The sequence below is a fragment of the Microbacterium sp. FG3 genome (assembly GCF_057809335.1).
Window position 1 is genome coordinate 1 of the sequence record NZ_JBMDJT010000055.1, and the last position, 12,387, is coordinate 12,387.

The window sequence follows — 12,387 nt, forward strand, 5'->3', positions numbered from 1 at the left end:
CGAACCGGGACTCGTCGGCAGCCAGCTTGACGAGTTCGGGCTCAACGGCCCGCCACACCGTCTTCCACGACGTGCCCAGCTGTCGGGCCAGGCCCGCGATCGTGGCGTGCTCGCGGCGCAGCTGCCCGATCGCCCACGTCACCGCGCGCATGGTGATCGACCCGCGCGCGGCGACCAGGGTCGGGACCTGCTCCACGAACGTCCTCCTCATGCAGTCGGGATCATCACAACGCCACACCCGCTGCCGCCAGATCAGTCGCACCCGCGTCGCGCCGGGCACGTCGTGAAGAACGCGGCGGCGGCGACCCCGACCGACAGCGAGCACCCCGCACGACGGGCAACCGGCCGGCGCCGCGGGCTCGAGACCGTCACCACCAGCAGCCCGTCCAGACGCTCGACCGCCTCGACATGGACGCCGTCGAGACCGAGCAGCAGATCGCAGCGGGAACACGGGCAAGCGGCAGAGCGCGCATCAGCGCACCCCGAACTATGGTGAGACACGTCGAGGTCCTCGGTTGGAGCAGCAGTTGGCGCTACTGATCCTCGGGGACCTCGACCCCTACCCGCCCGAACTCACCCGGCGAGCCTCACCCCCCACCGAATGTCCGAAGAGCCCCTTTAGTTGGAGCAACTCCCCGAGTGAGAGCCATTCGAGAGGGTCGCGCAATTGCTTGACCGACGTGGCGCCCATGTATGCCGATTCGCTCGCTCGCTCGAGCACTTTTTCCGGAAGGTCGCCGTTCAGGCACTGCGTGCGCCAGTTCTCCGCCCATGCGGCGATTGCGCGCCGACGCACTTCGCGTCGGATGATCCGCTCGATCTTCCAGAGTCCCGAACTCACCTCGGCAAGCTGCTGCTGAGGATCGAGGGCATCCGCGAGAACCTCGTCGAGCGCCTTCTTGAGCGGTCCGAGATGCTTCGGAAAATTCCATGTCCGAGTCGCACCGTCGGGCGCTGTAAGGCTGGAACCATCCAGCGCCTCAAGCTCCCTCGCGTTGAGCAGGCCCAGCGCGCTCTGGCCAATCAGCAGGCTCTCGTACACGACACGATCGAGAGACGCAGCCAGGTCCATACCGAGTTCTGTCAGCGCCCGGCACAGTACGTCGGCCGGGGAGGCGCCGTCTTCAACGCACGTTGGCCACTCGTGAGCGCCTGTGCTCTTGACGACCGGAGCATGCGCCAGGCTGGCGTCGTCAAGGAGCGAACTCCCGACCACTGGAGGGAAAGCAATCCGAGGCGCCCGGGAGAGGAGGATGACCCTGCCGCCGGCCTCGACGTCGCTGAAGACGCGCTCGCGTAGCGCACCCATCTGAGTGGCCTCACTCTGCATCGTGAGCGACTCCATCCCGTCGATCACGACTGTTCCGGTGGTAAGTGGGCCATCTGGCTGCAAGTAGTCCCGGACGCGCGTCACGTTCACCTGCGAAGCCCCCAGAGCGCGGCGGGCTGGCTCGTTGCTCGAGCCCAGCTGCAGGAACACGACGCGGAGTTGCTCCGCTTTTCGGTGAACGCCCAGTATCCAGTCGGAGTAGTCGGTCGCGCTCATACGAGCTCCAGGATCACGCTGACTTCGAACTCGCCGTCCTGTTCGTGAATCAGACCCAGGTCCTTCAGTCGACGAACTGCGACGTGCTCGCTGGATGCGAGTTCCTTGAAGTCGGCTGCACTGTCCATCAGCACGTCCAGCATGACGGCCTCGTTCGCGTAGTAGCGCTTGACGTGTTGGACCATCTCCTCAATGTTGCCTTGGACGCGACTCTTCCAATCATCAAGTTCTGTGAGCACGGAAGCGCGAGTCATCGTACGTTGGAAGACGTCGGTCGGAAGGTGCTGCACGACGGCTGAGCTCAGATTTCGATACAGATAGGCGTGACCACCGGACGCCTCGTGGAGTGCCTCGAGCGCACCAGGTTCGATCTGGATGCCCATCTTGCCGCCGACGGTGCTCGCGAGATCGTCCGCCTCTTCTCGCTCCAGCGGCTTCACGTACACGGCCTTCGCCCAAGAGAAGAGGGGATTCGGTCGACCATACAGTCGTCCACCTTCAACGATGGCGCTTGTAAGGCCGGACAGCACGAAGGTGAAGTTCTCAGACTCCTGCACGATGCTCCTGAGGGCCGATAGCAGCTGCGCAATGCGTGGCATGTCGCCTTCAGCGATATCGATGCGATCCGCTGGGGTCAAGTACTCGATCTCGTCCAGGAGGAGCAGGATCCTATGCCCGTCTTTGTGGAGATGCTTGAGTATCGCCTGGAGAGCGTTCTTCAGGTCGAGGATGCTCGGGCGTTCCTGCAGCTGCGAAAGCTCTTGGGTGCGCAGCTTGTGAGCTTTGAGTTCAGCAATCAGTCGTCGACGCAGATCGCTGACGATGTCGTCGGTGGGGTCTTCCGGCGGAGAGGGGAAGGCCTCCAGGTCCATGAGGACGGTCACCACTTTGTCCTCTTGCAACTCCTCCTTAAGCTGCATGAGGATGCTCGTCTTGCCCGACTTCCGCAGTCCGAAGACGCCTGTGACTCGCTGGTTGAACACGTCGTCACGCATCGACTGCAGCAGTGTCCTGCGGCCGAAGAAGCTCGCGCCATACACGGGAGTCGTCATGTAGAAGAGGTCTCGGGCATAGATGTAGTCGCGAAGAAGGGTAATTAGCGAGAGTTCGTCTTCGTCGTCAATCAAGAGCGGGATCGCTAGTTTCGCGGGGCGCGACCAGTCGTTCAGTTTGATCTGTAGACGCCGATCGGGCGACCACATGAAGAAGATGTCCGGAGTGATGGAACGATCGGCGCCACCGAGCTCGCGGGCCGCAGCCTGGAAGGTCCGGCCCTGGAGATCCTCATGCGGACTGTAGAAGATCATCACCTCGCGGGTAAACCCAAACCCGGCCTCGATCGCTCCACTGAATCGCACATGGACGATCGCGCAGTCCCTGAAGCCATCCTGACGGCAGAACCCCGCGTAGACCACCTGGGAGCCAAGACTTCGCAGAGCGTCGATGTGGTCACGCAGGACCGGGTACTTGTATCGAACGCGCTCGACGTTTGCCAGCAGGTCTGGGTGCTGGGGCGCCGCCACAGCGCCCGATCGCCAGCCGAACTGTCGAGTGGATGGTGCGGTCGGATCGAATCCCGGCCGATCGACATGCGGGTCTACGTGCTCACGTCGCATCGGCGATGGCCGAGGCGAACCGGGTCGAGGGGGTCGGGCACCGAACGACGCCCTCACCTTGCGAGCAACTGGAGCTTCTATCGATGAAGACGGGCTCTTGACGAACTCACCAAGTTCTCGCAGACGGACCAAGACGGCCTTTGCGTCGACTCCCAGTTCGGCGGCGAGCTCGTGCACTCGCATCTTCGCCATCTGTTCTCCGCTCGTGGTCACTTGGCCCGCTGTGTCTGCCAGGGGCTGTGCATTACCGGCGAAGCCGGGTTGCCAGATCAGTCTGTTGCATGCTGCAGACACCGGCTGCGATGACACGGCTCGATATATCAGTCGCCGTCCGCCGTCCCACCGAGGCGGCGCGCCTTGAGCAGCACGTTCATGTGCCTCGGGTGGGCTACCCATTGAGTTGTGATCGGTCCAGCGCGTCGAGTGAAATGGCCTTCCACCGGCTGCTAGGCCTTGCTGGGCCTCGGGCCAAACGGGGTCCAGGCCCATGCCCGCGACGAACGTCACGCAGCGCTGGATGTCGATGAGGTCTTCTGGGGCCGCTTTCAGCCGCTTGAAGTGTGCGATGCCATGAGGCGAGCATCTCACGACGGGCGAGACTTCCTGAGCGAGAGCAACCACTCGACTCGAACAGGCTCTGACCCAATCAGTGGACACAAATTCACCGGTGTGAGAGACTACTCCGTTCGCCAAACGAAGGGTCTGGCCGATGTCACACTCTGACGGCAACACGGACTGGGGGCGGATCATCCGCGACATGATCGCGCGTAGCACCGACTCTGCCCCCACCGAGCCCGGGGTCTACCGGATGCCGTGTGGGAACTGCTACGTCGACTTCTTCCTCGCCTCGGACGGCACCGAACGGTGGCTCGTCCCAGGCGATGAGCGCAGCTACACCCGCGACACCGTGGCCATCGCTCGCCACGGCGAGCACCCGTGGGAGCGGATGTACACCCTCGGCCATGCCGCCGCCGAGATCCGCCGCCGCGCGACCGCCGACGGCACACCCGTTCTTGTCCTGATCGATGAGCTGGCAGCGGTCGCCGCCACGGAGGATGCGGCGGAAGACGAGGAAATCGCCCGTATCGCCCGGGAGCGTCCCGCCGACAGTGCGGAGGTGGCGCGCTCCGATCTCGCCCGGAAATTCGGGATCGATCTCGACGAACTCTAGGAACATCTAGCGGTGTCTACCGAAACGCTAGACACCGCTAGATTCTGCTAGACATCCGTCACATGCGAGGAGCGTTAGCCGTGAGTGAGTCGTGGTGGGCGCGGATGTTCCGGCGGCGCGGAAACGACGAAGGACCCGGCGACCGGGGTCGCGCGGGTCCTTCGTGACGTGGGGTGCTCAGCCGATGTAGTCGGCGAGGTCCTGCTCGAGGGCGAACTTCGGCTTGGCGCCGATGATCGTCTTCTCGACCTGGCCCTTGTTGAAGACCTTCATTGCCGGGATCGACGTGATCTGGTACTCCATGGCGAGCTGCGGGTTCTCGTCGACGTTGAGCTTCAGAACCGTGATCTTCTCGGGGTTCTCGGTCTGGATCTCGTCGAGGATGGGGCCGACCATGCGACAGGGTCCGCACCACGCCGCCCAGAAGTCCACCAGGACGGGGCCTTCGGCGTCGATGACGTCCTGCTGCCAGGTGCTCTCACTCGTGGCCTTGGCGGTCATATGTCTGTCTCCTTAGGAATCGACACGTGGGTGTCAGAGGGGAAAACGCAGCGGATGCCGCAATTGTTCCGCGCTCAGGCGGGGGTCGGCAGCCCGTCGATCAGTGCGGCGTCCTGCGCGGGGGCACCCGCGTCGCCGCGCGCGGCGAGGTAGTGCTCGAGGTCGAGGGCGGCGACCGTGCCGCTGCCGGCCGCGGTGACGGCCTGGCGGTAGGTCGGGTCGATGACGTCGCCCGCGGCGAAGACACCGGGGACGGAGGTCTTCGAGGTGCGGCCGTCGACCCACACGGTGCCGTGCTCGGTGATGTCGAGGACGTTGTGCACGAGGTGCGTGCGGGGGTCGTAGCCGATCGCGACGAACACGCCGTCGAGGGCGAGGTCGCGCTCGGACCCGTCGACGGTGTCGCGCAGACGCACGCCGGTCACGGCATCCTCACCCAGGACGTCGATGACCTCGGCGTTCCAGACGAACTCGATCTTCTCGTTGGCCTTGGCGCGGTCCTGCATGATCTTCGAGGCACGCAGCTCGTCGCGACGGTGGATCACGTAGACCTTCGAGGCGAACTTCGTGAGGAACGTCGCCTCTTCCATCGCGGAGTCGCCGCCGCCGACGACGGCGATGACCTTCTCGCGGAAGAAGAAGCCGTCGCACGTGGCGCAGTACGAGACGCCACGGCCCGACAGGCGGGTCTCGCCCTCGATGCCGATCTTGCGGGGCGCGGAACCGGTGGCGAACACGATCGCCTCGGCCTCGTGCGTCTCGCCGCGGCCGAGCGTGACGGTCTTGATGTCGCCCGAGACGTCGAGCGACACGACGTCGTCGTACACGACCTCGGCGCCGAACTTCTCGGCCTGCTCCTGCATCTTGGTCATGAGGTCGGGGCCCATGATGCCCTCGGGGAACCCGGGGAAGTTCTCGACCTCGGTCGTGTTCATCAGCTCTCCGCCGGCCTCGACCGAGCTGGCGACGACGAGGGGCGACAGGTTCGCGCGCGCCGCGTAGATCGCCGCGGTGTAGCCCGCCGGACCCGAGCCGATGATGATGACCTTGCGCACGATGATTCCTCTCTTCGTCTGGGCGATGTTCGCGCCCGGACAGTTCAACCCATGGTAGCCGCGTGGCATTCCACGGACCGGGGGCTCACCGGCCCGGCAGGAAGCGGCGGACGGCACGGAACGCCACGCCCAACTCGGGGGTGCGAAACAGGGCCAGGATGCCGCCGTAGACCAGCAGTGTCACACCGCCGATGAGCGCGGCGCCGAGGAGTCCGGGGAGACGCTCGGAGACGGCCCACCCCTCGACCCCGCCGAGAAGGAGGAAGACGGCCCACCCCGCGGCCGCTGCAGGGACGGCCGCGAGCAGGAAGCGCAGGACTCCGCGGAACGCCGCACCGAGACCGAGCGGACCGATCTTCCGCCGCAGGAGGGTGATCGCGAGTGCGAACTGCAGGATGTTCGCCACGGACTGTCCGAGGGCGATCGCGAAGGCGAGCCAGGTCAGGGGCAGGATGCCGGCGTGGACGAGCGCCGACGCGGCCAGAGCCGTCGCGATGACGAGCGCCGCCTGCACGAGCGTGTACACGAAGGGAGTGCGGGTGTCCTTGAGGGCGTAGAAGGTGCGCTGGATGCCGAACTGGAACGACAGCGGCAGGAGCGCGAGCAGGTACGCGCCTAGGACCCAGGCGAAGGCGACGGCGTTGTCCGGCGTTGTCGTGAACAGGCGCGCCAGCGGCACGGAGGCCACGGCCATCGCGGCGAGGATGCCGACCATGAAGATGCCGACGGTCCGGGTGAGCGAGGACAGGTCGGCGGTGACCGCATCCGTCCGTCCCTCCGCGACGTGCTCGCTGAGCTTCGTGTAATACGGGGTCCCGAGGGAGAGGACGATGACGGAGAACGGGAGCATGAACAGGAGCCACGCGTTCTGCAGCGTCGCCCCGGCCGCCGCGGGACCCGAGGCGGCACCCACGATGTTGATCTGGAAGGCGCCGGCGATCTGCCCGACGACGACCATGAGGAACGTCCAGCCGGCGAGGCGGCCGATCTGGCGGAGGCCGATGCCCCGCCAGCCGAAGTCGGGCCGCACGTGCAATCCCGCTCGCCGCCAGAACAGGAACAGGATGCCGGCCTGCACGACGATCCCGAGGGTCGCGGTGCCGCCCATCAGCGCGATCATGCCCGCCGTCCAGCCCGAGGCCGACTCGTAGGTGCCGAACAGCACGATGAAGACGCCGAAGCCCGCGATCGAGATCAGGTTGTTCACGATCGGCGACCAGGCGAACGGCCCGAAGATGCGGTTCGCGTTGAGGATCTCGCCCACGAGCGCGTACAGCCCGTAGAAGAGCAGCTGCGGCAGACACCAGTAGGCGAGGGCGAGGGTGAGCGTCTTCGCCGCCGGGTCGGTGAACCTCCCCGCGTAGATCTCCACGAGCACGGGCGCCGCCACGACGGCGACGATCGTGACGACCAGCAGGGCGAGGACGCCCAGGGTCAGCAGTTTCGACACGAAGGCGCTGCCGCGGTCGTCGTGCGTCTTCACGGCCTTGACGATCTGCGGGACGATCACCCCGGCGAGGAGCCCCGAGGAGATGAGCGCGAACACCGAGTTCGGCAACTGGTTCGCGATCGCGAACGAGTCCGCAGCCTTCGCGCCGACGGTGCCGACGGCGACCGTGAGCACGATGTTGCGGATGAGTCCCGTGATGCGGGACGCCATAGTGCCGGCGGCGACGGTGGCGCTCGCGCGTCCGAGGCCGGCCATCAGGGGGCCACCGGCATCCGCTTGCGCCGTCGGACCGTCCGGATGACGCCGAGGACGAGGAGGGCGGACACGAGGACGGTGAGGATGACGAGGGCCACCGACTCCCATTCGGCGCGCACCGACACCTCGACGGTCTCGCTCCGCCCGATATCGACGCCGGACGGGGTGCGCAGCTGCAGGTCGACGGAGGATTCGCCGCTGCCCACGAGGGCGGAGACGGGGATCGCGACGCGGCTGGTCTGCTGGGCGCCGATCTCGACCTCGGTCGTCGACTCGATCACCAGACGCGCGTCACCGGGCGAGGCGAGCAGGTCGACACGGGCCGGCCACGGCAGGTCGTTGCGGACGGTGAAGACGAGGGGCGCGGAGGTCCCGGCGAGGGTGATGGGGCCGCCGAGGACGAGGGCGACGCCGTCGGTCCAGGTGGCGATGCGCTCGCGCTGCGCCTGGATCGCGGCATCCCATCCCTCGCGGTCGTCGAGCCACGCGTTTCCGAGCAGCTGCAGCTCGGTCGCCCGCTCCGACGAGGTGAGCAGCGTCGGGTCGCCGAGCACACCCGAGATGCGCTGCAGACCGCCCTGCGCGGCGCGGAACCCGTCGATCACCGCGACGCGGTCCTGGTCGGCGGGGACGGAGTCGACGTCGACCGCAGTGGCGGGAGCCGCGAGGAGGCCGTCGAGATCGGTCGCCGTCCAGCCGGGGAGCCCGGTCGCCGCGTCGATCGCGCCGCGCAGGGCAGCCTGGGACCGACCGTTCGCGCGGTCGACCGTGACGAGCAGGGGGTCGGCGAGGTCGCCTACGGCCGCCCGCGCCGTGAACTCCGCCAGGAGCGCTCCGCGGGCGGTGTCGGCATCGGTCGCGGAGGCGTCCTCGAGCAGGCGCGAGAGGCCGGCGTCGTAGACGAGCAGGTCCGTGTCGGCCGAGACCGCGTGCGCCCCGGCATCCGATCGCACCACCGAGCTCGGCAGGAGCGTGACGGGCGCGTCATCGCCGCCCGTCACGGCGCCCAGGGCGGCGACGGTCTCGGCGCCGGCAGCGGCTCTGGCGCGAGGAAGGCCTCCGTGTCCCCCAGCGGCGGCGGCGCAAACGCGTCGGATCCTCGACCGTCGACGCCCCGGCAGCGGTCGCACCGAATCTCGTGTGGGCGGTGGACTTCCAGTTCGATGCCGACGAGCAGGGCCGCCCGATCAAGATCTGCTCCATCGTCGACGAACACACCCGTGAGTGCATCGGAGGGCTTGTCGAGCGGTCGATCACCGCGGACCGACTCACTGCCCACCTCGAGGACCTCGTCGCCGTCCGCGGCGCGCCCGCGGTGCTCAGATCAGACAACGGCCCGGAGTTCATCAGCGACGCGATGGCCGACTGGGCCGGCACCCGCACCGGCCTGTCCTACATTCCGCCCGGCTCGCCCTGGCACAACGGGTACGTCGAGTCGTTCAACAGCAGGCTCCGCGACGAGTGCCTGAACATCAACAGCTTCTACTCGCTGCTGCACGCCCAGGTCGTGATCGGCGACTGGAAGACCGAGTACAACCATGACCGCCGGCACTCATCGCTCGGATACCTCGCACCGGTCGACTACGCTCGGCAATGCACCCATCAACTGGAAACCGACGACTCGCACAGCGACCGGACCGAATGAAGGGGGCGGCCCAGAGTATCCGTGGTTCGACTTCGACCGAGTCGACTACGTCACCGCGGACACCCACTTCAGCCACGCCCGGATCAGCGAACTCGCGGACCGTCCATTCACCACCGTCAACGAGATGAACACCGAGCTCATCCGCCGCTGGAACGAGACGGTCGCCCCGACAGATGTGGTGCTACATCTCGGGGATGTCGCGCTCGGGCCGATCGAGGAATCGATCACCCTCACCGCGCAGCTGAACGGTCACCGGTACCTCGTCCCCGGGAACCATGACCGGGTCTCACCAGCGACACAGTCCAGGAAGGCGATCGAACGGTTCGCGCCGCTCTACGAGGCGGCCGGGTGGACGATTCTGCCGGAGGTCATCGAAGGCACCCGGCACGGCTACCGGATCCTCGCATCCCACTACCCGTACAAGGGCGACTCGCAGGAGTCGGACCGACACACGTCGCACCGGCCCCGCTGGGACGATGGGATCCCGCTGTTGCACGGTCACACGCACGCACGCGACCACGGCCCGAATGGGCACCAGTTCCACGTCGGCGTCGACGCCCACGCATACGCGCCCATCCCGTTCACCGTCATCGACGAGTGGGTCCGGGGCCTACCGGATGTCGAGCCGTGGCTCGATGTGGCGGTCCGTGAAGCCCGTCAACTCCTCGCCAACCTCGACGCCACCGAAACCTCGAACTCCGACGCGATGTTCTACACGATGGGCTACAACGAACTGCGCGTCGCGCTGGAGGAACTCCTCGGCGCGCTCTACTCTTCCCACCCCGACTCCCCCGGGAACACCGCCAAGGCTTAGGACTGCCTCGGACGCGCTTTCGGCGCGGGCGACGGTATGAACAGTTCGCCTGCCGCGGGGCCGGATCGGAGGGTCCGCGGTTCTCGTCGGAAGCGGATCCATCCACAACGCTGCCAGTGCACCATCGTCAGGTACCGCGGCGACGACGACGTCCAGGCAGCCTGATGCTCCGCGGCGCTGAGATCGTGCGACGCGAGCTCCGGGAATACTTCCCGGAAGGTCGGGGATTGGCCGTGTTCGCGGGCGTAGCGATGGAGGAATGTCACAGCGCGACGCGCCCACACCGGCGCCGTCTCGTCAGCGGTGAGTTCAATGAACAGCGGCGCGAGGTGAGGTGCCGACCACGGCTTGTCCTCCCGGCCTGAGTCGGCCGACACCACGCATTCCTTGCCCTCGACCGTCATCGCAGAGATCCCACCCCGGACTCAGCTCCGGTCACGGGTGTCGTCGGGTGCGCGTTGCGTGTCGGCGGGACCCGCAGGCTCCTCGCCCTGATCTCGTCCTCCAGCTCGGCTGCTGGATGAACCCGCATCCATGACTGCCTTCAGCGCCGTGGTGTACTTCTCTCCTGTCACCTTCACGCGTTCCCGCGCGTCGTGCCGCAGCCGACTGGAAGTTCGTTTCTTCTGCGTCATGCCGACGTCCTTCGCGTGTCTGGAATTCGAGTATTCGTCGATGGCTCGACGGGAGTGCTGCGACGGAGTCCGTGAGCCTGTGATGGGCCCCGCGGGGCGGGCGGGTCAGATCGTTGCCTGCCTGCGTCCGAGGTAGACCCGTTGATGCGCGCCCCGCGTGGGCGGACCGGGATGCCGGCGCTATGCAAATGCCGGTTGATGGTCATCTCGCTACAGCCGGCGAGCTGCGCGATCTGTGCGATGGTCCAGTGCTTCGTTTCATAGTGATCGCGGAGCCAACGGGGGTCGAGGTCGAAGGTGCGGGGTCGTCCCCTTCGAGTCCGGGTGCCCGCGTCGGCGAGAATGCGACCCACTGTCTGCCGAGACACCCTCGTGTCTGCGGCGATCGTGTAGGTGGAAGCTCCCGCCGCGTACACCTGCGTCAGCCGGTCTGGTGGCATGGCTTCTGTCGCTGTCGCTCGTGCCGGCCGGATGGGCGGCCACGACGGCGCGATCTGGGGTCCGACTTCCGGGAGCTGAGGGGTGGGTTCGGGTGTCCAGGTGACGGGCTCCTGAATGCCGTTGGCGACGAGGAACTCTGCGGCGATCTGATCGAGCGCCGCCCGCACCGCCGGCGGGAGCTCCTCTACGAAGCGGGCTACGGCGGGCGGGCTCGCCCTGGTCGTGTGCCACGCCGTAGGCATCGCACGCAGCGGGTTCCCGGAGAGTTCTTGGTACAGGGCTGCGCGCGCCAACTCCCAGCGTCGTCCGCTCCCTGGGGACACGCCCGCGTCCCGGCAGAGCTGCCCCCACTGTGATTCGGGCAGGAGATCGGTGTAGTCGAGGTGGCGGCGGCGGGCGTAGTCGATGGGCACGTCTTGCGTGTCCAATAGAGCTGCCAGGCGGAGGACCGCGTGCAGGGTCGTCACGTGGTGAGTGCTGCGGCCCAGCTCACGCATCACGTGCGTCACCTGCCGTGACGGTGCGTGCGGATCGAGCAGCGCGAGCGCGGCGGAGTGTGTGAGCCTCGTGCCGGTAAACACGACCGCTGCTGCCAGCGCGGACGCGGCGATCTCGTTGTCGACCCGCAGTGGGGCGTACTGGGCGATCCAGTCCCCCCACAACTGTGCCGGCACTTTCCGTGCTCGCTCTTCCGGGCTGACGCCCGACGGCGGTGCGGACTGCAGAAACACGGTGGGGCGGCGGCGGCGACCCAGCGCGGCCGCGATCAGGGTCTGTAGTTGTGGTGTGTGCGCGGTGTACGACGTGCTGTGCGCCAGCCGCCCCTGCAGCAGGGAGATGATCGCGGCCGGATTGGTCAGTGCGCGGTGACCGAGGGTGGTGCCGACAGCGGCCCCGACGGCAGAGTCTGGTCGCGCCCGGATCGCCCTCGTCCAGTCCTCGCTCATCTCGAACAGCCCAATGAGCTCCCGGCCCAGCGGGCTCGCGTCGATGCTGTGACCGCCGACGATTGCGTCCCGCGCGGTGCGGGACAGTAGCCGAATGTCTTCCAACACAGGCACGGCCGGCTGCGGTGCATCAGCATAGATCCCGAACTGCGCCTGACCGGTGGAGACGATGCGCATCATCGCCCGTTGCGCATCCAGCACCGCCTGCGGCACCGGCGTGCGGGTCCGGTCCTCGGTGAGGTCCGCGCGACACCGGTTGGGCTGTGTCAAGCTTCGTAGACGATCTCTTTGTGGATTTCAGGCCGCGGTTG

General features: G+C 66.9%; 12 protein-coding genes and 2 pseudogenes. 3 read left to right on the top strand and 11 right to left on the bottom strand.

Features of this window, described 5'->3' with window-relative positions:
• The 4 genes and pseudogenes from ACODR5_RS13030 to ACODR5_RS13045 form a co-directional block, all read right to left on the bottom strand.
• Positions 1-211 (bottom strand): helix-turn-helix domain-containing protein (locus ACODR5_RS13030; protein WP_488983878.1); only part of this gene is annotated, 211 nt, incomplete at its 3' end.
• Between the two features lie 348 nt (positions 212-559).
• Positions 560-1,546, bottom strand: coding sequence for a hypothetical protein (locus ACODR5_RS13035; RefSeq protein ID WP_488983879.1), 987 nt, complete (start codon positions 1,544-1,546; stop codon positions 560-562).
• Positions 1,543-3,069, bottom strand: coding sequence for an AAA family ATPase (locus tag ACODR5_RS13040; RefSeq protein ID WP_005054967.1), 1,527 nt, complete (start codon positions 3,067-3,069; stop codon positions 1,543-1,545). Before ACODR5_RS13040 ends, ACODR5_RS13035 begins: the two co-directional genes overlap by 4 nt.
• A 135-nt stretch (positions 3,070-3,204) precedes the next feature.
• Positions 3,205-3,354, bottom strand: a pseudogene (locus tag ACODR5_RS13045) (translation initiation factor IF-2 N-terminal domain-containing protein); the annotation flags it as partial.
• Between the two features lie 517 nt (positions 3,355-3,871).
• Between ACODR5_RS13045 and ACODR5_RS13050 the strand changes: the two are divergent.
• Positions 3,872-4,333, top strand: a complete 462-nt coding sequence (locus tag ACODR5_RS13050) for a hypothetical protein (protein ID WP_005054965.1) — start codon at positions 3,872-3,874, stop codon at positions 4,331-4,333.
• Between the two features lie 177 nt (positions 4,334-4,510).
• On the opposite strand, the gene trxA is transcribed toward ACODR5_RS13050, so the two are convergent.
• From trxA to ACODR5_RS13070, 4 genes are all read right to left on the bottom strand, one after another.
• On the bottom strand, positions 4,511-4,834 hold the full coding sequence (gene trxA / locus ACODR5_RS13055; protein WP_061018793.1) for a thioredoxin: 324 nt from the start codon (positions 4,832-4,834) through the stop codon (positions 4,511-4,513).
• A 74-nt stretch (positions 4,835-4,908) separates the two neighbouring features.
• On the bottom strand, positions 4,909-5,889 hold the full coding sequence (gene trxB / locus ACODR5_RS13060) for a thioredoxin-disulfide reductase (RefSeq protein WP_061018795.1): 981 nt from the start codon (positions 5,887-5,889) through the stop codon (positions 4,909-4,911).
• Positions 5,890-5,974: 85 nt separating this feature from the next.
• Positions 5,975-7,594, bottom strand: coding sequence for a murein biosynthesis integral membrane protein MurJ (gene murJ / locus ACODR5_RS13065; protein ID WP_061018791.1), 1,620 nt, complete (start codon positions 7,592-7,594; stop codon positions 5,975-5,977).
• Positions 7,594-8,595, bottom strand: a complete 1,002-nt coding sequence (locus ACODR5_RS13070; protein ID WP_231880375.1) for a DUF6049 family protein — start codon at positions 8,593-8,595, stop codon at positions 7,594-7,596. The genes murJ and ACODR5_RS13070 overlap by 1 nt, the downstream gene beginning before the upstream one ends.
• 23 nt (positions 8,596-8,618) lie before the next feature.
• Here ACODR5_RS13070 and ACODR5_RS13075 point away from each other — a divergent pair.
• Positions 8,619-9,239, top strand: a pseudogene (locus ACODR5_RS13075) (integrase core domain-containing protein); the annotation flags it as partial.
• Positions 9,133-10,053 carry a metallophosphoesterase gene (locus tag ACODR5_RS13080; RefSeq protein WP_488983880.1) on the top strand — a complete coding sequence of 307 codons (921 nt, stop codon included), beginning with the start codon at positions 9,133-9,135 and terminating at the stop codon, positions 10,051-10,053. The pseudogene ACODR5_RS13075 and the gene ACODR5_RS13080, both read left to right, overlap by 107 nt.
• Here ACODR5_RS13080 and ACODR5_RS13085 read toward each other — a convergent pair.
• Genes ACODR5_RS13085 through ACODR5_RS13095 form a run of 3 tightly spaced genes read right to left on the bottom strand, consistent with a single transcriptional unit; the run spans position 10,050 to position 12,346 of the window.
• Positions 10,050-10,457 (bottom strand): hypothetical protein, encoded by a 408-nt coding sequence (locus ACODR5_RS13085; RefSeq protein WP_043341843.1) that lies wholly within the window; start codon positions 10,455-10,457, stop codon positions 10,050-10,052. The genes ACODR5_RS13080 and ACODR5_RS13085 overlap by 4 nt on opposite strands.
• Before the next feature lie 21 nt (positions 10,458-10,478).
• On the bottom strand, positions 10,479-10,688 hold the full coding sequence (locus ACODR5_RS13090) for a hypothetical protein (protein WP_133177970.1): 210 nt from the start codon (positions 10,686-10,688) through the stop codon (positions 10,479-10,481).
• Positions 10,685-12,346: a hypothetical protein gene (locus tag ACODR5_RS13095; protein WP_488983881.1), complete on the bottom strand. Its 1,662-nt coding sequence runs from the start codon at positions 12,344-12,346 to the stop codon at positions 10,685-10,687. The genes ACODR5_RS13090 and ACODR5_RS13095 overlap by 4 nt, the downstream gene beginning before the upstream one ends.
• Positions 12,347-12,387: the final 41 nt, after the last annotated feature.

What these genes read in the sequence shown, in the direction of transcription:
- ACODR5_RS13035 (WP_488983879.1), bottom strand. Translation starts at nt 1,546, where the DNA reads ATGAGCGCGACCGACTACTCCGACTGGATACTGGGCGTTCACCGAAAA.
- ACODR5_RS13050 (WP_005054965.1), top strand. Translation starts at nt 3,872, where the DNA reads ATGTCACACTCTGACGGCAACACGGACTGGGGGCGGATCATCCGCGAC.
- trxA (WP_061018793.1), bottom strand. Translation starts at nt 4,834, where the DNA reads ATGACCGCCAAGGCCACGAGTGAGAGCACCTGGCAGCAGGACGTCATC.
- murJ (WP_061018791.1), bottom strand. Translation starts at nt 7,594, where the DNA reads ATGGCCGGCCTCGGACGCGCGAGCGCCACCGTCGCCGCCGGCACTATG.
- ACODR5_RS13080 (WP_488983880.1), top strand. Translation starts at nt 9,133, where the DNA reads ATGACCGCCGGCACTCATCGCTCGGATACCTCGCACCGGTCGACTACG.
- ACODR5_RS13085 (WP_043341843.1), bottom strand. Translation starts at nt 10,457, where the DNA reads ATGACGGTCGAGGGCAAGGAATGCGTGGTGTCGGCCGACTCAGGCCGG.
- ACODR5_RS13090 (WP_133177970.1), bottom strand. Translation starts at nt 10,688, where the DNA reads ATGACGCAGAAGAAACGAACTTCCAGTCGGCTGCGGCACGACGCGCGG.